The sequence below is a fragment of the uncultured Thiodictyon sp. genome, from assembly GCA_903837595.1.
Classification (GTDB): Bacteria; Pseudomonadota; Gammaproteobacteria; order Chromatiales; family Chromatiaceae; genus Thiodictyon.
The window spans coordinates 1-23,510 of sequence record CAILVI010000182.1 but is presented as its reverse complement, the minus strand read 5'-3'; the positions used below and the strand labels follow the sequence as shown (position 1 = coordinate 23,510).

The 23,510-nt window shown below is 64.0% G+C and carries 18 protein-coding genes and 1 pseudogene; 4 read left to right on the top strand and 15 right to left on the bottom strand.

Translation table 11 applies throughout. The annotated features are described in order from the left end of the window. Nucleotides 1–189: 189 nt before the first annotated feature. From QZY44_RS09765 to cobO, 5 genes and pseudogenes are all read right to left on the bottom strand, one after another. Nucleotides 190–957: an adenosylcobinamide-GDP ribazoletransferase gene (locus QZY44_RS09765; protein WP_295445633.1), complete on the bottom strand. Its 768-nt coding sequence runs from the start codon at nt 955–957 to the stop codon at nt 190–192. Beyond that, nucleotides 958–1,545, bottom strand: coding sequence for a histidine phosphatase family protein (locus QZY44_RS09760; RefSeq protein WP_295445631.1), 588 nt, complete (start codon nt 1,543–1,545; stop codon nt 958–960). Then, nucleotides 1,542–2,597, bottom strand: coding sequence for a nicotinate-nucleotide--dimethylbenzimidazole phosphoribosyltransferase (gene cobT / locus QZY44_RS09755; RefSeq protein ID WP_295445629.1), 1,056 nt, complete (start codon nt 2,595–2,597; stop codon nt 1,542–1,544). The genes QZY44_RS09760 and cobT overlap by 4 nt, the downstream gene beginning before the upstream one ends. A gap of 78 nt (nt 2,598–2,675) precedes the next feature. Next, nucleotides 2,676–3,218 (bottom strand): bifunctional adenosylcobinamide kinase/adenosylcobinamide-phosphate guanylyltransferase, encoded by a 543-nt coding sequence (gene cobU / locus QZY44_RS09750; protein ID WP_295445626.1) that lies wholly within the window; start codon nt 3,216–3,218, stop codon nt 2,676–2,678. After that, nucleotides 3,215–3,821 (bottom strand): annotated as a pseudogene (gene cobO / locus QZY44_RS09745) (cob(I)yrinic acid a,c-diamide adenosyltransferase). The gene cobU and the pseudogene cobO overlap by 4 nt, the downstream one beginning before the upstream one ends. Nucleotides 3,822–4,895: 1,074 nt before the next feature. Here cobO and QZY44_RS09740 point away from each other — a divergent pair. Beyond that, nucleotides 4,896–9,248 (top strand): choice-of-anchor D domain-containing protein, encoded by a 4,353-nt coding sequence (locus QZY44_RS09740; RefSeq protein ID WP_295445624.1) that lies wholly within the window; start codon nt 4,896–4,898, stop codon nt 9,246–9,248. Nucleotides 9,249–9,269: 21 nt separating this feature from the next. Here the strand turns inward: QZY44_RS09740 and QZY44_RS09735 are convergent, their stop codons facing one another. After that, nucleotides 9,270–10,766: an alkaline phosphatase gene (locus tag QZY44_RS09735; RefSeq protein WP_295445622.1), complete on the bottom strand. Its 1,497-nt coding sequence runs from the start codon at nt 10,764–10,766 to the stop codon at nt 9,270–9,272. Nucleotides 10,767–11,072: 306 nt separating this feature from the next. Between QZY44_RS09735 and QZY44_RS09730 the strand changes: the two genes are divergently transcribed. Further along, nucleotides 11,073–11,462: a hypothetical protein gene (locus QZY44_RS09730; RefSeq protein WP_295445620.1), complete on the top strand. Its 390-nt coding sequence runs from the start codon at nt 11,073–11,075 to the stop codon at nt 11,460–11,462. 85 nt (nt 11,463–11,547) lie between these two features. On the opposite strand, the gene frdD is transcribed toward QZY44_RS09730, so the two are convergent. From frdD to frdA, 4 genes are read right to left on the bottom strand one after another with little or no spacing between them, the layout of a single operon-like run. Continuing rightward, nucleotides 11,548–11,898 (bottom strand): fumarate reductase subunit FrdD, encoded by a 351-nt coding sequence (gene frdD, locus QZY44_RS09725; protein ID WP_295445619.1) that lies wholly within the window; start codon nt 11,896–11,898, stop codon nt 11,548–11,550. Beyond that, complete coding sequence (locus QZY44_RS09720) at nt 11,895–12,290, bottom strand: fumarate reductase subunit C (RefSeq protein WP_295445617.1); 396 nt, start codon at nt 12,288–12,290, stop codon at nt 11,895–11,897. Before QZY44_RS09720 ends, frdD begins: the two co-directional genes overlap by 4 nt. Further along, nucleotides 12,287–13,054 (bottom strand): succinate dehydrogenase/fumarate reductase iron-sulfur subunit, encoded by a 768-nt coding sequence (locus QZY44_RS09715; RefSeq protein WP_295445614.1) that lies wholly within the window; start codon nt 13,052–13,054, stop codon nt 12,287–12,289. Before QZY44_RS09715 ends, QZY44_RS09720 begins: the two co-directional genes overlap by 4 nt. Nucleotides 13,055–13,075: 21 nt before the next feature. Further along, a complete protein-coding gene (gene frdA / locus QZY44_RS09710) occupies nt 13,076–14,854 on the bottom strand; it encodes a fumarate reductase (quinol) flavoprotein subunit (RefSeq protein ID WP_295445613.1) in 1,779 nt (592 codons plus the stop codon). 316 nt (nt 14,855–15,170) lie between these two features. On the opposite strand from frdA, the gene QZY44_RS09705 reads away from it, so the two are divergent. Further along, nucleotides 15,171–15,524 (top strand): DUF1902 domain-containing protein, encoded by a 354-nt coding sequence (locus QZY44_RS09705; RefSeq protein WP_295445611.1) that lies wholly within the window; start codon nt 15,171–15,173, stop codon nt 15,522–15,524. 228 nt (nt 15,525–15,752) lie between these two features. Here QZY44_RS09705 and QZY44_RS09700 read toward each other — a convergent pair whose 3' ends face one another. From QZY44_RS09700 to QZY44_RS09685, 4 genes are all read right to left on the bottom strand, one after another. Next, nucleotides 15,753–15,908, bottom strand: a complete 156-nt coding sequence (locus QZY44_RS09700) for a nucleotidyltransferase domain-containing protein (RefSeq protein WP_295445609.1) — start codon at nt 15,906–15,908, stop codon at nt 15,753–15,755. Between the two features lie 115 nt (nt 15,909–16,023). Then, the gene (locus tag QZY44_RS09695) at nt 16,024–19,419 is read right to left on the bottom strand and encodes a DEAD/DEAH box helicase family protein (RefSeq protein ID WP_295445607.1); all 3,396 of its coding nucleotides are present in this window, start codon (nt 19,417–19,419) and stop codon (nt 16,024–16,026) included. Between the two features lie 179 nt (nt 19,420–19,598). Beyond that, nucleotides 19,599–20,186 (bottom strand): Uma2 family endonuclease, encoded by a 588-nt coding sequence (locus QZY44_RS09690; RefSeq protein ID WP_295445605.1) that lies wholly within the window; start codon nt 20,184–20,186, stop codon nt 19,599–19,601. A gap of 62 nt (nt 20,187–20,248) precedes the next feature. Next, on the bottom strand, nt 20,249–20,437 hold the full coding sequence (locus QZY44_RS09685) for a hypothetical protein (protein WP_295445603.1): 189 nt from the start codon (nt 20,435–20,437) through the stop codon (nt 20,249–20,251). Here QZY44_RS09685 and QZY44_RS09680 point away from each other — a divergent pair. Next, on the top strand, nt 20,436–20,666 hold the full coding sequence (locus QZY44_RS09680) for a hypothetical protein (RefSeq protein ID WP_295445601.1): 231 nt from the start codon (nt 20,436–20,438) through the stop codon (nt 20,664–20,666). The two genes, QZY44_RS09685 and QZY44_RS09680, sit on opposite strands and share 2 nt — an antisense overlap. Before the next feature lie 1,261 nt (nt 20,667–21,927). Here QZY44_RS09680 and QZY44_RS09675 read toward each other — a convergent pair. Then, complete coding sequence (locus QZY44_RS09675; protein ID WP_295445599.1) at nt 21,928–23,103, bottom strand: restriction endonuclease subunit S; 1,176 nt, start codon at nt 23,101–23,103, stop codon at nt 21,928–21,930. Between the last annotated feature and the right edge of the window lie 407 nt (nt 23,104–23,510).

Sequence of the window (23,510 nt, the reverse complement as noted above, 5' to 3'; positions counted from 1 at the left end):
TCGACCGGCGGCAGTTGTAGGATGGGTAGAGCGGCCCCGGCACGGTGCTGAGGTTTGGCGCACAGGCAGGCGGGCCGCGAAACCCATCGTGAACCGCGAGCGTTGGCTGCCTGGAGGTGATGGGTTTCGCTTCGCTCTACCCATCCTACGCCGCTAAAGGCATCGCGTCGGGTTCCAAGGGCAGCACGGCTAAACCATCGCCAGCACCAGGATCAACAGGGTCTCGGTCAGCTCCACCAGGGCACCTGCCGTATCGCCGGTGAAGCCACCCAAACGCTCCAGCAGCGCCCGGCGCACCAGCCAATAGAGGGCCGCCGCTGCTATCGTCAGGAGCACGCCGGTCCAGCCCAGGACCAGCACCGCGGCACCGGCGCTGAGCGCGACGACCAAGCGGCAGGCTCCCGGCGGGGCCAGCCGCGCGGGGTCGCCCGCCATCCCCTGGGGACGGGCATAGGGTGTGGTGATCAACAGCAGCGGCAACTGCGCCCGCGCGAGTAGGGGCACCCACAGGAGTAACCAGGCGTCCCCCGCCCCGATCAGGGCCGTCAAGGCGGCGAATTTCGCAATCAGCACCAGCACCAGCGCGCACACCCCGGCTGGACCGCTGGCGGGGTCTTTCATGATGGCCAGGGTCCGCTCGCGACTGCCCTGCCCGCCCACCCAGGCGTCCGCGGTGTCCGCCAGGCCGTCGAGGTGCAGCCCCCCGGTCGACCAGACCCACAGGATCAGCACCAGCGCCGCCGCCACCCCGGCCGGGCGATGGAGCAACGCCGGCCCCAACAGGGCCGCGACCAGTCCAAGCGCGAGCCCCAGCAGCAGACCGATTACCGGATACCAGGGAACCGCCCGGCCGAGCTCGTCCGGCGCCACCTGCCCCGGGTCGGGGAACGGGAAACGGGAGAGTAAACGTCCGGCGATCCAGAGCGGACGCAGCCCCTTGCGATCAAAGCTGATCATTCAATCCGCCCCGGCGGCATGGGTCATCAGGCTCGGGCGGCCCGGCGGCGCGGGCAGCCGCAAGCGCGTCACACAGGCATAGGGCACCTCGAGCAGAAGCCCGGCGCAGTCGGTCATACCCAGGACCTGCGCCATGATGACCCGCAAGACACCACCGTGGGTGAGCATCAGGGTGTGCGGGTCGCGGCCCTGAAGTTGCGCCTGCCAGGCGTCGAGCACGCGCCCGCGAAACTCCATGAAGGGCTCGGCCCCGGGTGGGGTGTAACCCACCGGGTCGTCCCAAAAGCGGGTCAGCTGCGCGACGGGGATCTGGTCGGCAGCCAGACCCTCCCAGTCGCCGAAGCGGCGTTCACCCAAGGCATCGATCAGCGCCAGCGGCAGGCCCCGTTCGGCGGCCAGGGTGCGGGCAAACTCCGCACAGCGCCGCGACGGCGAACTGACGATATGGGTCAGCTCCCGCTCCCGGGCCGCGGCGCCGCGCAACTGCCCCCAACCCGTGCCGCTCAGTGGATCGTCCTGACCGCCGCGAAACCGCCCACCGCCTTGGACCTCACCGTGGCGCAACAGGACGATGAAGCGGTCCGTCACGCGCCCGCCACCCCCGCCTCGGCAAAGGTTGCCATGCCGTTATGCAGGTCACAGGCAAGCCGCACCAGTGGCAGGGCCACCAGCGCGCCGCTGGCCTCACCCAAGCGCATGCCCAGGTCCACCAATGGACGCGCGTCCAATGCGGCGAGCAGGGCACGATGGCCGGGCTCAGCGGAGCCGTGCGAGAACAACAGCCAGTCACGCAGGCCGGGGTTGATGCGGCACGCGCACAGTGCCGCGGCCGTGCTGATAAAGCCGTCCACGAGCACCGGAATGCCCCGCTGGCCGCACGCCAGATAGCACCCCGCCATGGCCGCGATCTCAAAACCACCGAGCCGCTCCAAGAGGGCCAATGGGTCGGTATCAGGCGCCGCGTGCAGGGCCAGGGCGCGGGCCACCACCACGGCCTTGTGCCGGACGCCGGCCTGGTCGAGCCCGGTGCCGGGACCAACCAGGGTCTCCGCCGGCAGCCCCAGCAGGGCACAGGCCAGGGCCGTCGCGGGGGTGGTATTGCCGATGCCCATCTCACCGGCGATCAAGAGGTGCACACCCGCAGCCGCGGCGCGCTCGGCAGCGGCGCGCCCGATCGCAAGCGCCGCGGTGAGTTGCTTCCGGGTCATGGCCGGACCCTGGGCCAGGTTGGCAGTGCCGGGGCCGACACCCTCGCAACGCACCCCGGGCACCCCGGTGAAGTCGCCCAGGGTGCCGCAGTCGATCACCTCCAGTCCCGCACCCAGGGTGCGGGCCAGCACCGAGACGGCCGCCCCACCGCCCGCGATATTGCACACCATCGACACCGTGACCGACTGGGGATAGGCGGAGATACCCTCGGCCACCACCCCGTGATCGCCGGCGAACAGACAGACCTGCACCGGGTCGACGCTGGGCTTGGGGTTGTCCAGGAGTCCGGCCAGTTGGATCGCCAGTGACTCCAGTCGGCCCAAGGCCCCCCGGGGTTTGGTGAGTTGGTCCTGGCGTTGGCGCGCCGCCTCGGCGGCGGCCGCGGAGGGGGCGGCACAGGGGTGGGAAAGCCAGTCGAGTGAATCGGTCATCTGAGAGCCCAAGCAATTATTTCTGTTTGCGTTTACTAATGTTCATCGGCACACACAGAGGCTTCTTGGATCAGGGGCTCACGCAGCTGTCCCCTTCACCATCAAGGGCAGACCGGCGACGACCAGGATCACCCGCGCGCAGCGCTCGGCGAGTTGCTGGTGCAGGCCCCCGGCCAGGTCGCAGTAGCGGCGCGACAACTCCCCCAAGGGGGTTACGCCCATGTTCGATTCATTGCCGACCAGGATCACATGCCCGGGGGCACACTCCACAACGCTGAGCAGAGCCGCGATCTCGCGTTCTATCCGCGCCGCATCGACCTCCAGCAGGAGGTTGGTGAGCCACAGGGTCAAGCACTCCACCAGGCAGCAGCGCCCGGGGGCAGCCGCCGCCGCCAGCCGATCCGCCAGGGCCAGTGGTTCCTCCACCAGACACCAGTCGGTGGGGCGGCGGCGCTGGTGCTCCGCGATGCGCTCGCCCATCGCCGCATCCCCTGCCCGCGCGGTGGCGAAATAGATGACCGGTAGCCCGCTGCCCAGCGCCAGCCCCTCGGCAAAACGGCTCTTGCCCGAGCGCACCCCGCCCAGGATCAGGGTGCGCCCGGCCGGGGGGATGGGGGTCACAGCTCGATGCCCGGCTGCGCCTTGACCCCGGCGTCGAAGGCGTGCTTGATCGGGCGCATCTCGGTGACCGTGTCGGCGATCTCGATGAGCTCGGGCGGGGCACCGCGCCCGGTCACCACGGCATGCTGGTGGGGCGGGCGGTTGTCCAGGGCCACGAGCACCGGGTCCAGCGGCACCAGGCCCAGCTTCAAGGCAATGTTGAGTTCATCCATCACCACCAGTTGGAAGGACGGATCGGCGAGAAAGCCCGCCGCCGTCTGCCAGGCGGCCAGGGCCGCGCGCCGATCCAGGTCCGGATTCTGAGTCTCCCAGGTGAACCCCTCCCCCATCACGTGGTATTCCAGTTCCGGGAAACGCCGAAAGAAGGTTTCCTCACCCGTGGTGCGATGCCCTTTGATGAACTGGACCACAGCCACCTTCATGCCGTGGCCCAACGCACGGGCGACCATCCCGAAAGCGGCTGAGCTCTTGCCCCTTGCCGTTGCCGGTGTTGACTACCAGCACGCCGCGATCGAGCGTGGCCCCGGCCACGCGGGCGTCCACGACCTCTTTGTGGCGCTGCATGCGCCGGCGGTGACGCTCGCGCACGGCGTCATCGTTCATTGGGACAGGGCTCGGTGGGGCGGTCATGGGGGGAGACTCTTGACTTGGAACAACGCGGGATGCAGTCAGCCGGGACATTCCCGACAGGCGGCCATTGTAGGGGGTGGAACGAAAAGTCACTAGCCGGGCGGGCCGAACAGCCACGACGACTCCGTTCTCGCCTGCCGTGGCTGGCCGTCCCCACGGGCGGCGGCGGGCGTTTTCGGTCATGCCCCGGCAGTCGAACACGAGACGGATATTGGGTGTGAGACGTTGGGATGGTAGCGATGCATCAGTCGTCGTCCCAGTTCCAGTCGAGTTAGCGAAGACCTTATTGACGGCAGGTCTTGCCGGGATGATAATTTATTCGATGAAGGTTCCGGGTTCTGAAAATTGGACAGAGCCTGACACTTGGGGCTGGGAGTTTTCGCTGGATTTGGGCAAAACCTCGCCCCCACCGCTACCCGTGCCCGTCCGGTACTCCCCTGAAAAAAGGCCGAAACCTTCAGTGTATAAAGGAAAATAGACGCTACAGATTATCTTGGGAAGATCAATCATGAGCGACCTGGACACGGCGAGAAGGTTCTACCCGGCGGTTCCTGGACCGACCGGTCGCGCGATAACCCCGTCCAACGTCCATAGGCGTTGCGCCGCTGGATGGTTGCCATGCCCGAGCGAGCCTGCCGTGCATGGCCTGGCTGGGTGCTCCTCGCTTAGTCCAGCCACGCCCACTTCGGCATGTCATGTCCGCGCACCAAACGCCCGCGGCCACCGGGTGTCTCCTCCGACCCGGAGTCTGGGTGGTCGCGCAATGCAGCCCCCCGCCTTTGGGGACCAACGGCCCCGGTCGAATGGGTCCTGCCCCGTAGCGGCCGCATCTCTGGCCGCTCAGGAATTCGGTTTGATCTCCCGAATCATTCAAGCTTTTCTGAGCCAGGCAGCCAACAACACTTACTTTGCGCGTGGTCTGTGTTGCGCGCGCCTTCGACCAAACCGAATACGTCAATCGCATCTTGTCGGCACCGTCAACCTCTACCAATAAGGGCGCTGGGCCCTCACATGGGCGTTGCTGAAACCCGGCGACGGGAGCAAGTCATGAACATGCTACGATTAGCGATCACATTTTTTGCGCTAGCGAAAAGAACGGTCACTAAACCGGTCATTTCGTTATTCGCTGCAATGGTCATAGCGTTTTTTTTCGGAATTGGGTGGTGCGAAACGGCGAACGCTGCATCGACCTGGACCTTGACGGTTGACCGCCCCATTGGGGGGCGAATATCGGGGGTGGGCACTTGGTCGTGGGAATACATCGACTGTCCTTCCGACTGCATAACCTATTTTCCAGCAGGGAACGGGTATGACTATATGGTGCTAACCGCGACGCCTAATCCTGGCTATCGTTTCACGGGATGGGGCGGCGACTGTGCCGCCCATTCGATAGGGAGCCAATGCATCATTGGTGTCACTAGTGATGCGCAGGTTAGCGCGCGCTTTGACCCACTTCCACCCGAAATTGGCATTGAAGGCAATGGCGTGCCCATTGTGGACGGTGACTCAACGCCAAGCACGACTGACCAGACTGACTTCGGCAGCACCGAGTTCGAACGGGCTAGCGTCAACAGAACCTTTACCATCCTTAACAGCGGCACAGGCGCTCTTAACCTCACTGGCATACCCAAAGTCGAGTTGGGCGGCGACCAAGCCAGCGACTTTCATGTATTAACCCAGCCGACGTCCCCGGTGGCTTCCGGCCGGTCGACGACTTTCACGATCAGCTTCGTTCCAGGTGACATTGGACTACGTCGCGCGACCGTTTACATCGCCAATGACGATAGTAACGAGTGGCTATACAGCTTCGCCATCCAAGGCACTGGAATGGTACCACCAGGGCCGGAAATCAGTATTACAGGCAATGGCGACTTTGGCCCCAGCGATGTCGCCTCGGGCAGCGTCACCCGTACCTTCAGCATTCGCAACGCTGGTTCTGCGGAACTTAACCTCATCGGCACGCCGACGGTCATCTTGAGCGGCACCCATGCCGCGGATTTCAGCGTTATCACTCTCCCAAACTCCCCCGTAACCGCTGGCGGTTCAACGACGTTCCAGGTCCGCTTTGCCCCCAGCGCACGAGGGCTTCGCCAGGCGACCCTCAACATCGCCAACGACGACGCTGACGAAAGCGCCTATCGACTCGCCATCCAGGGGATAGGCATGGTTCCCGAGATCGCCATCGAAGGCAATGGCGTACCTATTGCTGATGGCGATGCCACGCCAAGCGCTGCCGATCAGACCGACTTCGGCAATAGCGATGTCGCCTCCGGCAGCGTCACCCGCACCTTTACCATCCGTAACATTGGTTCGCCCGATCTCCAGCTCACCGACACACCCAAGGTCGCGCTGAGCGGCGCCCAAGCCGGTGACTTCAGCGTGACCGTGCAACCGACCTCCCCAGTGGCTGCTGGCGGTTCGACCAACTTTACGGTTCGTTTCGCCCCCAGCGGCCCTGGGCTTCGCCAGGCGACCGTCAGTATTGCCAGCGGCGACAGCGACGAAAACCCCTATGACTTCGCCATCCAGGGCACGGGTACGCTTCCCGAGATCGGCATCGAAGGCAATGGCGTGGCCATTGCGGATGGCGATGCCACGCCAAGCACTGCTGATCAGACCGACTTCGGCAATAGCGATGTCGCCTCCGGCAGCGCCACCCGCACCTTTACCATCCGCAACACCAGTTCGCCCGGCCTCCAACTCACCGGCACGCCCAAGGTCGCGCTGAGCGGCGCCCAAGCCGATGACTTCAGCGTGACCGTGCAGCCGACCTCCCCGGTGGCGGCGGGCGGTTCCACCACCTTTACGGTTCGTTTCGCCCCCAGTGCCGCTGGGCTGCGTCAGGCGACCGTCAGTATTGCCAGCGACGACAGCGACGAAAACCCCTATGACTTCGCGATCCAGGGCACGGGTACGCTCCCCGAGATCGGCATCGAAGGCAATGGCGTGGCCATTGCGGATGGCGATGCAACCCCAAGCAGCGCCGATCAGACCGACTTCGGGAATAGCGATGTGGTCTATGGCAGCGTCATCCATACCTTTACCATCCGCAACACCAGTTCGCCCGGCCTCCAACTCACCGGCACGCCCAAGGTCGCACTGAGCGGCGCCCACGCCGATGACTTCAGCGTCACCGTGCAGCCGACCTCCCCGGTGGCGGCGGGCGGGGCGACCACTTTTACAATCCGCTTCGTCCCCAGCGTGGTCGGACTGCGTCAGGCGACCGTCAGCATCGCCAATGACGACAGTAACGAAAATCCCTATGACTTCGCCATCCAGGGGACGGGGGTGCTTCCCGAGATCGGCGTCGAAGGCAATGGTATAGCCATTGCCGACGGCGATACCATTCCAACCAGCGCCGCTCAGACCGATTTTGGCGTCAACGATGTCGCCTCGGGCATAACCACACACTATTTCACTATCCGCAACACGGGCGTGGGCGGACTCCATCTCAGTGGCGCGCCCGTGACGCTGAGTGGAACTCATGCCAGAGATTTCAGCGTAAAAACGCAACCGGGCTTCCTTGGCCCCTCATTAGTCGCGCCCGGTGCGTCGACCACCTTCGCGATCAGTTTCGACCCCAGTGCCGCTGGGTTACGCGAAGCAACAGTCAGCATCACCAACAATGATAGTGACGAGAATCCGTATGAGTTTGCGATTCGCGGAACCGGTGAGGGATTTGTCTTTACCGCAATTGATATCAACGGGCGTGTTTATAATGTTGACCCAAAGACCGGGGCGTCGAAGCTGCTCGGGCCGTCTGGGTTTACGCAAACAAATTCGCTCACGGCGGATCGGGCGGGGCGGCTGATCACGGCCGTGGTAACGACAACCGCCGCGCCGTTCCTGGTGCAGATTGACCCGCTCACGGGGGTCGGAACGCGGCTGGTTACGATCTCAGGGCCTTTGACCGCCCTCGAGTCGTTGGCCTTCTCTCCGCAAGGCCAACTCTTTGCTTTCCATGGGTCGTCTCTGTATAGGATCGACCTCGCAACCGGTCAGTCATCATTGGTCGGGACCGCCGCCAATTTTAATAACGGGTTCTTGGGCTTCGCGCCTGATGGGACTTTGTTTGGATGGAGCTTTTACATGAGCTTTTACGGCGGCGGACTCTATCAGCTTAACACTGAAACCGGAGCGGCTGTAGACGTCAATCCGAGTGTCGGCGGTACGTCGGGCTCTGCACCGCATGCCATCGGGTTCGGAACGGACGGTGCTCTCTATGGTGGAGGCAGTGATGGTGGGACTATTATCGATTGGTATCGAATCAACACGTTGACCGGCGCCAGCCAACGAATCGGCGGCATGACGTTCTTCATGAGCGGCCTCGCTGTTGCCACCCTCCCGACAGAGATCGCGATTGAAGGCAACAACGTGACGATCATGGATGGCGACAGCACACCGAGCAGCGCCGACCAGACCGATTTTGGGAGCAGCGTTGTCACTACGGGCAGCGAGACACACACCTTCACGATTCGCAACGGCGGCTCGGTTGGACTCAATCTAACCGGTACGCCGATGGTCGTTATTAATGGTCAAAACGCCGGGGACTTCAGTATCGCGCTGGTCCCAACGTCCCCGGTCGCGGCCGGTGGATCGACGACCTTCGCAATCCGCTTCGCCCCCAGCACGACGGGGCTTCGCCAAGCAACCGTTAGCATCGCCAACGATGACAGCGACAAGAATTCTTATGACTTTGCGATCCAGGGGACCGGAGTTGGCAAGCAAACCCTGACGGTGACTAAAGCCGGCACCGGCGCCGGGACCGTCGGCGGCGGCGGGACCTATGACTACAACACCCAGGTCACACCCACCGCCAACGCGGCGCCGGGGTCGAGCTTCGCCGGCTGGGCGCCGGCCCGTTGCGCCGGAGCCTTCGCGCTCACCGCCGCCACCACCTGTACGGCCACCTTCACCCTCGAGAACCACCTCCTGACGGTGATCAAAGCCGGAAGCGGCGCCGGAACCGTCGGCGGCGGCGGGACCTATGACTACAACACCCAGGTCACACCCACCGCCAACGCGGCGCCGGGCTCGAGCTTCGCCGGCTGGGCGCCGGCCAGTTGCGCTGGTGCCTTCGCGCTCACCGCCGACACCACCTGTACGGCCACCTTCACCCTTGCCACCAGCCACACCATTGCCACGACAGTCACTCCTGAGGCCGGCGGGGATCTAAGCTGTGCACCCGACCCGGTCCCGCAGGGCGACAGCGCCACCTGCACCGCCACGGCCGCAGCCTTCTATGTCTTTGCCGGGTGGCGCGGCGACTGCACCGGCCAGCCTGGGAAGGTTTGCACCCTGACCAACGTCACCTCGGCCAAGACGGCGGGGGCGACCTTCATGGACGTGGAGCAGGTACTGCCCAACCGCGGCGGTTGGCGGGTCATCCTGAGGCAGTGAGCCGTCAGGTAAAGCCACGGATCACAGCTGCACCTGGGAAGCAGCCAGAGGAGCCGCGGCCGGCTGCATGGCGTCCTTCATCACCGCGAACACCGTGGTATTGTCGATATAACTCCCGTCATTGAAGCCCAGTACCGTGCGTAGCGCCGGGTCCTGCCCCGCCAGGCGTGCCCTGAACAGCTCGGACCCCGCCCCGATGGCGCGCAACAGGACGATCTCGTTGGCGTGTTTATTGGTGTGCCAGCGCACCCCGGGCAGCTGCCCGGCCCCGTGGTTGCGGATCGGCTCGAACGGAACCGTCGCCGAGTCCGGCCCCATGGGCATCCCGGTCCCGTGATCGGTCAACACGATCAGCAGGGTGTCGCGCCAACTGCTGTTGGCCTCCACCCAGGCCACCACGGCACGCACGGCATGATTGAAGTCCATCTGCTCCTCGATGAGCCGGCCGGTGTTGTTGGCATGGGCCGCCCAGTCCACGGCCCCCCCTTCGATCATGACAAAAAATCCGTCCGGATCGCGCGCGAGGACGTTCAGGGCGCCGCGGCTCAGCGTCTCCAGGGTCGGGACCTGGGGATTGAAGGCGACTCCGCTCGGGTTAGCCGGGTCGGCACCCTGCACCGCCTGGGTGCGGTTGACCTGGAGGCTGTCGGCGACCGCAGGAACCCCGATCAGGCGTTGGCCGCTCGGGTTCAGGGTACCGGCCGCCAGCGCCGCGAAGTCGCCCTTGGACTGAATCAGTTGCCAGCCGGCGCTGCCGTCGACCACCGCCTCCCAGGTGCTGCGGGCCACATAGGCACCGCCCGGGCCGGTCTCATTGGCAAAGTGGGGGCTCGCGAGGAGGCGACCGTCCTCGTCATAGCGTGGGTTGCCGCCGCCCATGATCAGGTCGAGCGGCCCCTCGCCCACCATCGCCCGTCCGATCTCACCATAGTGGTTGCGACTCAAGTTGTGTGCCCCGAAAGCGGCCGGGGTGGCATGCGTGAAGGGCACGCTGCTCACCACCCCGACGGCCTTGCCGAGCCCCTTGGCGAGCCGCGTGATCTGCGGGAGCGGCTGGCCGAAGTTGTCGACGCCGAGCGCGTTGTTGTAGGTCTTGGCGCCGCTGGCAAAGGCCGTGGCCGCCGCGGCGGAATCCGTAGCGCCGGCCTTCAGGTAGGCGTAGCCGTTGAAAAAATTGGGGACACCGTCGACGCTGCCGGGATTCGGGGCCGGGTCCCAGGCCCGCACGGGGTCGTAACCCGCCATGGGAGCGGCGCTGTTGGTCGGGGCGTGAGCGGTGTTGAGCGGGAAGGTGGTCATCCCCAGCTGCACTGGAAATCGATCGTAGGGTTGATGCCCCTTCTCACCGAATTCCCAATCACTGGCCAGGTCCCAGGTACCCCAAGCGGCACCGTCACTGATCATCAGGATCACGTTCTTCGCCACCCCGGCCGCAGCCGGAAACGCGGCCACTGGAAATATCAGGACCAGGGCGTAAGCGGCGGCGCGCAGCCCGAATCGCCGGGAGGTGTTCTGCATCAATGGGTCCGAATGTTAGCGGAGAACCAAGACCGGCGCGGGCAGCGCCGCCGGCAACCATGCGCCGGTACGGTGAGTCCCGCAGCCGCTGCCGCCGACCGGTCCAGTCTACCCGACATTGATCATGCCCCCGGCGAACGCAGCACCCCAGCCCGCTGACCGAACGCGTGAAATTCGCGCTGTTCGGGATTACACTTTGGCATCTCAGGGACGCCCGCTCACCGGCAAATAACCTTTTTCTTGCATAGCCTTTATGCCAGAGGCGCGGCCCTTTTTCAACCCCTCAATGAACTATCCGGGTTAGACATGAAGCGGATCGCGATGGCGGTGCTGGGGGTGTGGCTGGGGTACGCCGCGGCTTGGGCTGGCGACTCGGGCTACGTGCCAAGCGAGCAGGATACTGCGGAGTCCGACGCCGTCATGGCCACCCTGTATGTTTGCGCGGCGCAGGCGCTCCCGCGTATCGATGACGGGGTCGCGGACGCTGGCACGGTATCCGTCGTCCTCATCGGAGAATGCATGAAAGAATACTTGGCCGCGATTGATCACATCGTCCGGCTAATGGGGAAACTCGTAACCACCAATGCCGAGCGGGAAATGCTGTCCTCCATTGCACGCTGCGAAAGAACACGCAGGGAACTATTTTCCGACTTGGTACTGAAGCACCGGGCCAGCCACCCGCGCAAGACGCCTTGAAAACCGCGCCGCGGCGGGCCGGAACGCCTTTGATCCGGTTGACGCTCACCCTCACCGTCCTCATGATCCCCTGGCTGTTCCCGCGCTAGATGGCGAGCAGCAAGCCGGCCGTGAGGATGGTACCGACGATCGCGAAGCCGTAGAACCAGCGCTGCGCGCGGGGCCCGGTCTGGACGCCAAGATCATGCAGGCTGTGGACCATGCGATGGCCGCCGTGGAACAGGAACAGCGAGATCACGAGGAACAGGGCGCCCTTACCCAGCGGGTGCTGGGCGAAGGCCAGCACGCGCGTATAGCTCATGGTCGATGGCGGCAGCAGGAACCCGAGCGGCACCGCGATACCGGTGATGAAGATCAACACCGGTCCGATCAGGGCGGACAGCACGCCGCCGGCCCCGAACAGCGACCAGAAAATCGGCTCGTTGGATCGTTTCATCGGATCACCCACAGCAGGGTTGCGAAGATCAGCGCCGACAGGCCGGCGGCTGCGGCAAAGCCGCCCCAGACGATCAGCCGGGGATCGCTCGGGAGCCGTGGCGCCGTCTTGGGCATCACCTGGAACCAGGTGATGCTGTGATAGGTCACGATCAGCAGCGCGAGCAGATGAAAGCCGATCGACAACGGCGTGGCGAGCACCCCGCGCCAGGCGTCATAGGCCGTCTGGCCCCACACGAGGCAGGCGAGCCCCGCCAGCAGCACCAACGCATAGGCGGTGAGAAAGACCGCCGAGCCCTCCCGGATCATATAGCGGACGAAATACGGATTGCGTGTCCACCACCCGGACATCGGGCGGCGATAGGTCTTGAGCACCGGCTTGAATCGGCTCATGTCTTGGCACTCTTGGGCATGAGAAACTTCAGGACGCCGAAGTAGTCCAGGGTGCTGTTGACCTTGTTCTGGTTGATCGCACGGGCCGGGTCGACGCCCTTGGGGCACACCTCTGAACAATAGCCGACCAGGGTACAGCTCCACACGCCCTCTTCGGCATTCATCACCTCGCTGCGGGCCGTCCAGCCCTGGTCGCGCGAATCGGCGTTGTAGCGGTGCAGCAGCGCCAGTGCCCCCGGTCCGGTAAACTCCGGATCGAGCCCGTATTGCGGGCAGGCGGAGTAGCACAGCAGGCAGTTGATGCACTGCGAATATTGGTAATACTGGTCCATCTGCACGGGCGTCTGGCGATAGACGCCGTCCGCCACCGGTTGGTCCTGCGCTGGAATCAGATACGGCTTCACCGCCTCGAGATGATCGAGAAAGCCGGTCTGATCGATGACCAGATCGCGAATGATGGGAAAATGGGTGAGCGGGTCGACCCGGACCTTGCCTGGGAAGTAGTCGCGCAGGAAGGCATGGCAGGATAGCTGCGGCACGCCATTCACCATCTTGCCGCAACTGCCGCAGACCGCCATCCGGCACGACCAGCGGAAGGTCAGACTGCCGTCCAGCTGGTCTTTGATGTATTGCAGGCCCTGCAGTACCGACATATCGTCGGTGAAGGGTACCTGATAGGTCTGATAGTGCGGTTCGGTATCGGTCTGCGGGTCGTAGCGAAGACATTCGATCTCGATGGTTCTGGTCGCGTGATCAATGGGCATGGTGCGGCTCCGGACGATGCATCAGGTCAGGACCGCCTGCCGGCCGGCGCCGCCATAGTGGCGGGTCTCGGGTGGCGAGCGGGTGATGGCGACCGGCGAGTAAGTGATGGTCGGCGGCCCGTCGCCACCGTAGCTGGCAAGCGAATGCCGCAGATACCGCGCGTCATCACGGGTTGCGTACTCATCGAGCCGGACATGGGCGCCGCGCGACTCCTGGCGCTGGTAGGCGGAATGCGCCAAGGCCTCGGCGACCTCCAACATGTAGCCGAGCTCGATCGCGGAGAGCCACTCCGTATTGAAGGTGCGGCTGCGGTCGCCGAGCCGGATGCCGGCACGATACCGCGCGCGCAGCTCGGTGAGCGTATCGCAGGTCGCGCGCATCCCCTCCGCGCGCCGGAAGATGCCGATCCCGGCCTCCATGGTCTCGCCCAGCGCATCGCGCAGGGTCGCGACGCGCTCGCCCCCTGCCCCGCCTGCTCCGTTCAATAGCGCCAGCAAGGGCGCCGCCGCGGCCTCCGCCTTGCGGCGAACCGCATCCGCATGGCCTTCCCCGGCGCTGCGCGCATAGGCCGCCGCACGCTCGCCGGCCACCCGACCGAACACCAGAAGTTCGGACAGTGAGTTGGAACCCAGCCGATTGGCGCCATGGATGCCCACACTGGCGCATTCGCCGGCGGCATACAACCCAGGAAGGCAAGTCTCGGTAAAACGGTTGGTGGTGATGCCGCCCATGGTGTGATGCACCGCCGGGCGCACCGGGATGGGTTGCGTGACCGGATCGATGCCCACGAAGGTCTTGACCACCTCGGTGATCAGCGGCAGGCGCTCGTGGATCTTGTGCGCCCCGAGGTGGCGCAGATCGAGATGAACGGCGTTGCCGCGCGGTGTGTCGATGGTGTTGCCCTTCTGCTCCTCGTGCCAGAACGCCTGCGACAGCAGGTCACGCGGCCCGAGTTCCATCGCCTTGGTGCGCGGCCAGGGATCGGGCGGACCCAGCCCATAATCCTGCAGGTAACGATAGCCGTGCCGGTTGGTGAGGATCGCACCCTCCCCGCGGCAACCCTCGGTGATCAGGATGCCGGTACCGAGCAGGGCCGTGGGGTGGTACTGCACAAACTCCATGTCGCGCAGCGGCACGCCCTGTCGGTAGGCCATGCCCATGCCTTCACCGGTGACGATCCCGGCGTTGGTGTTCTGACTGTACAGCCGCGCGGCACCACCGGTACACAGGATCACGGCCTTGCACTCGAACAGGTACAGGGTGCCGGTCGCGATCTCGATGGCCAGCACGCCGCGCACGCGGCCGTCGTCGACGATGAGGTCGGCGACGAAAAACTCATCGTACCGTTGGATGCCGGGATATTTCAGCGAGGTCTGAAACAGCGTGTGCTGGAGGTGGAAACCGGTCTTGTCCGCGGCGAACCAGGTGCGTTGCACCTTCATACCGCCGAAGAAGCGGGCATTGATGCTGCCGTCCTCCAGCCGGCTCCACGGACAGCCCCAGTGTTCGAGCTGGATCATCTCCTCCGCACAGTGCTCCACGAAGTATTGCACCGCCTCCTGATCGCACAGCCAGTCCCCGCCCGAGACCGTATCGTCGAAGTGGTTCTCGATCGAGTCGTCGGCGCGGATCACGCCGGCCGAGCCGCCCTCGGCGGCCACGGTGTGGCTGCGCATCGGCACCACCTTTGAGATCAGCGCCACGGTCAACCCAGGGTCGGCCGCGTTGGCCGCGATGGCGGCTCGCAACCCGGCCCCACCGCCGCCGACGACGACGATATCGCGCTTGATGATTTGCATCGTGGTTCCTGACAGTGGCGTGTTCGGGTCCCCTGGCGGGCCGCGGCGTGTGCGCGTGCCAGGCGATCATGATCAAACTGAGTGCGACCCGAAAAAAAAGCCTGGACTGGGTGGGCTCGGCGGACCTGGGAGCGGGCGGAGGTCAAGGGGGCTTGCGGTGTTTTGCCCCGGATATGACAGCCGGTGATGATAGCATTTTCCTCGGCGGTGAACGTGACAGATCCAGCCGAATGCGCCGCCCCGCGGCTGGGTAACATCTGCTAACATCCTATAACAACGGCCCCGACCGCAGGCAGTGTGCCCTGCATCCGCGGGCATGAACCTGGACGAGGGTAGTGATATGCGTCAGTCTCAGTGGAAGCTTCGCTGCTACGCGGAACATGAGCCGTCGGGCGTGTGGGTCGCCTTGTGCCTGGATTTCGACCTGGCCGCGCAAGGTGAAACATTCGAGGAGGCGCGCGACCATCTGGACGCCATGATTAACGATTACGTGGAGGACGCCCTTACCGGGGAGGATCGCGACCACGCCGCCGCCCTGCTAAACCGCCGGGCGCCTTGGCCGTACTGGCTGCGCTTCTACTGGTTCAGGCTGGCGGTGCATCTGCGCAGCCGTCTGGCGCGTGCCCACAGACCGTTTATTGAGTCGCTGCCGCTCGCGCTGGCACGGTGAGCGGTCACTATCCCCCGCTGACCTGCGTCGACGTAAAGCGCATCTTGCGCGCCTTGGGCTTTGCGCCCCGACCCGGGCGGGGAACGTCATACGAGCAGTGGGTGAAAGACACCCCGGAAGGTCGGCTTAAGGTGACGGTCGATTGCCCCAAGGCGCCGTTCTCACCAGTCTTGATCGACTCAATGGCTCGTCAAGCCGGGGTCACCAAGGCCGCCTTTTATGCAGCGCTCAAGCGCTGATTCCAACCTTAGACCGACCCGCGTCGGAATCCGGTCGGGCCTCCCCCCTGGCCCGCGAGCCGAACAGGATGATTGTCTCCGGGTCGACCGCCCTTACGATCGTCTCGACTATCTGTTGCAGCAACGCGGTTTCGTCTTCGCTCATGGCCTAGGCTCCGAACTCATCACAGGCGCTCCACCCGGTAAAGGGCATAAGGTTGGCCGCAAAGGCCACCTCCTCCGAGAGGTCAAACAGCTGCGGCACGCGACCGTCGCCCGCCTCAAGCGGCTGCGCGGCTCCCAACATCCCGCAGCACCTGCACCAGCACCCGCGCGTCCTCCATCGAAAAGACCCCGGCCACACCCTGGTCGTCGAAGTCGGTAAAGGGGCTCTCATAGAGCCGCCGCGGGTCCATGGCCCCGCGCTCGGTCAGGTGGTCCAGGATCAGGTTGATGAACTCGATCTGGTTGGCGGTCAGGGTCCGGCCGGTCATGAAGCCCGCCAGGGCCTCCTTGGCCGCGTCGCGCTCCAGACCCACCAGTGAGCGGATGAAGATGCCGATGCCGCCCTCGCCGCGGATGCGGTCCAGATCCTCGTCGACCGCGACCCCCTCGGCCACGAAGATCCGCTCCAATTCGGTTAAATCCAAGGGGGTAAGTTGCTCGTTGCGCCGCAGCTTGCGGATGGTGATGTGGTCCTGGTGCTGGCCCAGGAATTGGCGGACCTTCATCATGAATCGGGACCTGTCGGTGCTATAGCCGGCATGGGGGTTGGCAACCGCCACGGCCTGACCGATCTCGTCCTCGAAGTCGGTGTAGACGATCTTGCGCGCCTGCGGCTCGATCAGCTTGACCAGGTTGCGCAGCCGGCACCGCAGGTGCTCCAGCATCCCCGCCGTGATGTCCTGCCAATACTCATCGGTCTGCACCTGCGCGATGAATGGCAGTTGGGCCTTCACCATGGGCACGTTCCCAAGCTCCTCCAGTTGCGCCGCGATCCCCCGGATACGTACCTGAAGGCCCGCGAAGGCCAGGTCTGCGCGCAGCACGGCAAGCTGCGTCATCAGCACCAGCAGATCGAACTGCTTGGCCGCCAGGTCGTCGTCCACCAGGGCGCTCGGCAGTCCGGCCAGATGCTCGGCCAGCGCCAAACGCTCCTCGCGGGGCAACCGGTCCCAGGCAGTCCTGTCCTGGTATTTCTCGACGAACCGACGCTGGGGCCGCACGATGAAGTTGTCCAGCGTCATGCCGGCGACCTCATCGAACAGCCGGGTGGCCAGAGCAGCGCGCAACTCCATCGTATCCTCGGCGTCGACCCCAAAGTCTCGGCCCGAGTCCTCGATCTCCCCGATCAGCGTGAGCCGCGTCTTAAACAGCCGTTGGCCCAATGCTTCCCCGAGCGCACCTTCAGTGCGTTCGGGGTTCTGGTTGAAAAACTCGAAGTTCTGGCAGAAGTCGAAGATCAGGAAGTGTTCTTTGTGCAGCCCCGGGCCGAAGAGGTCCGGACAGAGCCGCGTGCCCCGCCCCATCATCTGCCAGAACTTCGTCTTGGAGCGGACGATCTTGAAGAAGACCAGATTGACCACCTCGGGCACGTCGATGCCGGTGTCCAGCATGTCCACCGAGATGGCGATGTGGGGGGCCTTGTCCTTGGTCGAGAAGGCGTCGATCAGCGACTGGGCATACTCGGTCTTGTTGTCGATGACCCGCGCAAAGTGCCCCTTGAGATGCGGCCAATTGACATCGAAGCGCTCGCTGATGAAGCACGCATGGGCGTGGTTCTTGGCAAAGATGATCGTCTTGCCCAGTCGATCCCCGTTCTCGACCTTGCGCCCGTGGGTCATGACATGGGCCAGCACCTTGTCCACGGTGTCCGTATTGAACAGCCACTTGTTGAGCGCCGAGGCGTCCACCCGGTCGGGCACGTTGCCGTCCTCCGACCACTCCAGCGCGTCCCACTGCTCCTGTTCCTCGTCGGACAGGTCATCGTAGCGGATCCCCTCGCGCTGGAACTTGAGCGGCACCGAGACCGCCAGAGCCGGCACCAGGAAGCCGTCGGCCACCGCTTCATTCAGATCATAGGCGTCCGTGGGCACGCCGCGCTCCAGCTCGAACAAAGAATAGGTATCCCGGTCGATCTCGTCGCGGGGCGTGGCGGTGAGCCCGACCAGGTAGCTGTCGAAGTAGTCGAAGATCGCCCGGTATTTGCGGTAGACCGAGCGGTGCGCCTCATCGATCACGATCAGGTCGAAGTGCCCGGCCCCGAAGCGGCGGGTGCCGTTCTTCATCTCGTCGATCAGGTTGATCATGGTCGGATAGGTCGACACATAGACCCGGCCTTCGGTGTACTTGTCGGTCACCAGATTGACCGGCGCCAGATGGGGGAGATGGGTCTTGAAGGCGGCGACCGCCTGGTTCACCAGGGCCACGCGGTCCGCCAGGAACAGGGCGCGCTTCGCCCAGTTGGCCCGCATGAGCTGGTCGATGAGTGCGATCACGGTTCGGGTCTTGCCCCCGCCGGTCGCCATGACCAAGAGTGCCTTGCGCAGGTTGTCCTGCTCGAAAGCCTCGTCGATGCGGCGGATGGCGCGGGTCTGATAGAAGCGCCCAACGATGGCCTCGTTGATGGCGACCGTGCCCAGCGACTTGCGGGAGGTGCGACGCTGGATGAGTAGCTCAAGCTCGGCCTTCTTATAAAAACCCTGGATTGAGCGCGGCGGGTGACTGACGTCGTCCCAGATCCAGTGCTCATAGCCGTTGGTGTAGAAGATGATCGGCCGGCGGCCGACCATGGCCTCCAGACAGTCCGCATAGAGCTTGGCCTGTTGCCGGCCCACCCGCGCGTCGCGCTTGGTCCGCTTGGCCTCGATGATCGCCAACGGCTGGCCGTCCTCGCCCCAGAGGACATAATCGACGAAGCCCTCGCCCATGGTGTTCGGCATCCCCGTCACCGGAAACTCGCGGTCCCGCGCCTGGTTTAGCGGCCAGCCGGCCTCGTGGAGCAGCAGATCGATGAAGGCGTCGCGCGTCTGGGCCTCGTTGTAGTCGTGGTCGTCGGGGATCGCCTGGTTGGCCTTCCTGGTGGCGGCGACTTCTGAACGCAGCCGCTTAATCTCGGCATCCAGTTGGTCGCGATCCTCTTGAGTCCGGATGCGGGCGGCCTCGGCCTCCTCGTGCGCCTTGGCCTTCTGCTCGAACGCCTGCGCAATGCCCTGCAAGCCGGCGAGCGTCTTCGCCTCCACCAGTTGGGTCTTGGGCAGGGCCTCGGCGCAGAATTGCACGCCCGCTGGCGGCTTGGCGCCCTTGGCATAGGTGTGGACCAGCCAATACGCGAAGTGGAACAGCTCGCGCAGGGCGACGCTTGCGGTGTTCTCTGACACCCGGCGGGTGTCATGCACCGCGCTATTGCCGAAGTCCTTGATCAACCGCGCCTTCGTCACCAGCGCATTGCCGACCAGGATGCGGAAGCTGCCCTCGTGGATCAGCGCGGACAGTGTCTCGTCATAGGGGCTGCGCAGCGTTCCATCGTGCTGATAAAGCCATTTGACCGCCGTCTCCAGCGCGAGCCGGGTATAGAAGCAGGAACCGCGCGGATCGGAGAGGGCCAGGGCCTCGGCGCGCTGGGCATGCTCGTAGACCGGTTCGAACTCGGGCTGGAGGAAGGCAAACTGGCTCATGGGTCATCCTGATCGAGTGGCGTTCGGCGATTCTATTCCAAGCTAACGGCCATGGCGCCCGCGCCACCCCGCAAGATGAAAGTGGCGGGCGCCTTGGCCGTTCCCCTCCCCGGCCCTCCCCCAATAGGGGCGGGGGAAGTGGAGCGCGCTCCCGGCGCGACTTTCACGGTAACCCCGCTCTAGGCGGTCGGTGCCCAGAGATCATCCAGATTGATCATTACCGCCGCGAAGGGCGGGACCAAGACCTTTGCCCCGCCGGCAAAGCGCCCTGTCTCCACCCAGGCCCCCGCCTCGAGGGTGTAGGCTTCCAGGGTATGCCCGATGGGGTCGATCAGCCAGGCGTGAGCCACCCCGTACTGCGCATAGATCGGCATCTTGACCGTGCGGTCCTTGCTCTCAGTCGAAGGCGAGAGTATCTCGCACACCCAATCCGGAACCACCATCGCCCGGTGTTGCGCCTTCGGCAAATACGGAAAACGTTCGCGTCGCCACCCGGCCAAGTCTGGGACATCAACCTCGGTGTCACGGATGAAGTGCAGTTCAGGTTCGACCACGATCAACCACCCGCCCGGGCCCCCACCCCGGCCCTTCTGGAAGGGGCCGACGAGTTCTTCAGCCAGCGACGTTTCGGTATAGCCATGCTCAAGACTGGGTCGCGGCTGCGTGTATAGCTGACCGTCGAGGATTTCCCCCGTTATCCCTTCGGGCAGGGCTTCAAGCTGTTCGTAGAGGCTGGGGCGGGTTTGGGTCTGCTGGCGTGCCTGCATTGCGGTGACTCCCCTATGGGCCGGTTGATCTGTCAAGCATACGGGCTATCCTCCCTCGGTGATTAACCATCACACGTCAGCTCCGGCGCATGGGGGCACCAGGACAGTTCAGGGGCGACGCGCCCGTCCGATCCACGCTCGGCGGTTACGGCCTGTTGCCCCCGTAGAAAATCGGTGAAATCGAGTACTTCCGCCTGCTTGCCGGGGGGCAGCCAGCGCAGGGCAGCGATGACCTTCTCCTCGGTGCGCATGGTTCACCTCTGCTTTCAGGGGCATTTTGGCGAGACCCAGAGTTTAACCGATTTCACTTGGTGCTCCCACGCCTGCTTGCGCCCCGAGATCGCCAAGGCATCCGGTCTCACCCAGGAGGCGCTCTATCGGGCGCTACGCGAGAACGCGCAACCACGCTTCGACACCATCAACCGGGTCTGTCACGCACTGGGGGTTAAATTGGTGGCGCAGCCGCTGACACCGGTCTGATTCCAGCTCTCGTGACACCGCTCTAGCGGTGTCACGCCTGTGTTGGGCGCTGTGCGCCCCGCCGCCGTCGGCCGGAATTATTATCAAGGCCACCCGTCGCTGTAGTCATAACCCCGGCCCGGTCATGCTCTGGGAGCGCGGGCCAGAGGCCCGCGCTCCGCGGGGATGAAATCGTCTTTGCGCATCTTCGGTTCACTCACGCGTGACGGTTCGATCATCTGGCGTGGAAGGCGTTCGCTGGCGCAAGCGGACGGCTGCGGCCCGCCATCCTGGTCCCGGATGGCACGTCGCGACCGGTCGCCGGCGCCCCCTTCGGCCTCAAAATCGCCCTCGCAGGATGCGGGGATACCCAAAAGGTATCCGAGAAGACCCCCAGATGAACCGGGGAGCACCCCATGTCATCAGGGGAGATCCTCGTAACGTTCGGGGCTACCCCCGGCGTATCTGAGAAGATCCCCGGAGACATCGGGGCTATCCCCGGAGATGCCGGGTTTAACCCCCGAGCCTGCGGGGACGCCCCCGACCAGAACGATCACTCTGTACCGTTTCAAGATTCTGTTTCGATAGTAACTTTTGATATTTTGAACATCGTTTAAGGGACGCCCCCGCAGCGCTCGTAGACACACCCAATGGCATCGGGGCACACCCCTGCATCTATGGGGAGACCCCCGACAGTTGCGGGATTAACCCGGCGATCTGGCGGCGCACCTCTGGTGGAATCGGGGAGACCCCCGGTCGCCTCAGGTATACCCCCTGAGCCTTGAGACACTCCCCCAGATCTCCCATCGATCCCGACGCAGACGCGGGGGGCGCACCGGCGCCCGGAATAGGCGTATGCCGGGGGCATTTCCGGACGACGGAATGTCTCGCCCGCGACCTGGGAACGGTGGAAGGCGCCAGCCAGGGGCTACGCCACGCCCGGCACAGGTTGCCGCACGCCCGATCGACGGGGAATTGCAGCGAGGCGAGCAGAATCCGGGCATTGGCCGGCTGGGCGAACAGCGGCAGCCACAGGAGGGCGGTACAGGTGAGAAAATGCAGCGCGGCGGGATCGCCGACATGGTAGCGGTCGCGGCCCATGGGCTTACCTCATTCTCGCTCATTCTCGTTCCCACGCTCCAGCGTGGGAATGCAGTTCGGCCGCTCCGGCGGCGCGTAGGCACCGCGCGACGCAACGCTGGAGCGTTGCGACTTGCTCCCACGCTGGAGCGTGGGAGCCAGAACGGGGGTTGATGAAGGCGGATTGGGGCATAGCTTGGCGCTAGAGTTCGCCGCGGAAGGCGCGGTCTTGAAGGGAGGAAAACAATAACGCTGCTTTATCGAATCCCGCGCGCAGAGTTCTTGCAGATAGTTCCGAAGCTTCACTCAGCTCAACGAAGCGCTGCTGAAGATCTAATGGTGGAATTCTGACAATGAAGGATTTTACGTCCTGCTGATTGATACTCGACTGGTTTACCGCGTCTTTGGTTCTTCGGCCAATCTGTGCCTTCAGGAACTTGGTTTGAAGAAAACTGATCAGATAGCGAGGATCGATCTGCTTTTCATCGACACGAAAGCGCATCATATTAGATTCAAATACCATTGGCTCAGTTAAATCCGGGATGATAGCGCTCTTCCCAAGATGCTCCGTGCTATTGACTCGGTTAATGACTATATCGTTTCGGTTAAGGCCGTAAACCCTTAGCTCATCCTCGGCAACCGATAAACGCTTTAAGTTATCCTGTTTCGTCACGCGCCCATCATAAAAAGCGTCAATACGCAAAATCCGCGTTCCCTGCCCATACATAGAGGACGGCTTGTAAAGGCCATTTTGTGGTCCCTCTGTGATTAAGGCGTCTAAGCCCTCGCTTCGCCAGCCTTTTTGATTGGTTGTCAGATCGCCAAACATCTCGTGGAAGATCGCCTGCCCGAGGCTGTCCAGGCGGTCGATGGCGCGCTGTCGCAGGCGGCGCAAGCCGTCCGCTTGGTCGAGAATTCCCGCGATACGTTCTTGCTCGGCAATGGACGGGAGTGGGATTTCAAGAGAAGCGAAGCGTTCAAATGGGATCGACTTGCGGCGATGAACCGAGCCGGTGCCGATTATCGAGTAACTGGAAATAAGCAGCGGGGACTTGAGAAGACGATATAGGTACTTGATGTTGGCTCGGTTCTCATCCACCTCAAACACAGTGTACATCGGGCTAATGAGGCAGTCCTCGGGCGCATAACCAATAGCGCCCTCATCAAGGTGAATTGTTGCATAGCCAAAGTGACCTTTGCGGACAATTCGATAACCGCCTGTGTTCTTGCTGTATATCTGCTTCCTAAAGTAATCATCGCTCGGCACAAATCCATCGTGCTTTGTAACTGAGTAGACCGGTAGGTTGGAGGCGGATGCCGCTTTAGCACTGCCGCTTCGAGCGAAATCGCCAATCTTTACGCGCTGCCATCGGCTCATCTCAACACCTTTGCATCTGGCTCCCACGCTCCAGCGTGGGAGCAAGTCACGACGCTCCAGCGTCGTGTGCTATTCGGCAGCGGCCGGGCAGGCTGCGGATGACTGGCCGCCGGAGCGGCCGGACTGCATTCCCACGCTGGAGCGTGGGAACGAGAGGCGGCTGCTGGCTCCCACGCGGAAGCAGGGGAGGAAGTCACGACGCTCCAGCGTCGTGTGCTATTCGGGAGCGACCGGGCAGGCTGCGGATGATCGGCCGCTGGAGCGGCCAGACTGCATTCCCACGCTGGAGCGCTCATCCTTATACACATGTCCTCACCATATCTTCGCGGGCCTGGAGTGCGATGGTGAACTCATGTACGCGCTGCAACCCGATCCAGACCGTCTTGGGGCCGGGATGACCGTCATTC